Genomic DNA, 207 nt, shown 5'->3' with positions numbered 1-207 from the left:
CTACGAGGCTTAGCTTCCGGGTTCGGAATGTAACCGGGCGTTTCCCTCACGCTATGACCACCGAAACACTATGAAACTGTCAACCGCACCCAACCCGTCTATATGGGCTGGGGGTCGTTGTTTCAGAACAACACAGTGGACGCGAGCAACTGAGGACAAGCCCTCGGCCTATTAGTACCGGTCAACTCCACCCCTCACGAGGCTTCC

Annotated in this window: 1 rRNA gene; it reads right to left on the bottom strand. The window is 56.0% G+C overall.

From position 1 onward, the window contains the following. A 5S ribosomal RNA gene (gene rrf / locus IH61_RS0140155) occupies positions 1–65 on the bottom strand; the annotation flags it as partial. Between the last annotated feature and the right edge of the window lie 142 nt (positions 66–207).

It is taken from the genome of Streptomyces sp. NRRL WC-3742 (genome assembly GCF_000720635.1).
Classification (GTDB): domain Bacteria; phylum Actinomycetota; class Actinomycetes; order Streptomycetales; family Streptomycetaceae; genus Kitasatospora.
Note: the sequence above shows the minus strand (reverse complement) of the source record. Positions and strands in the feature narration are given on the sequence as shown.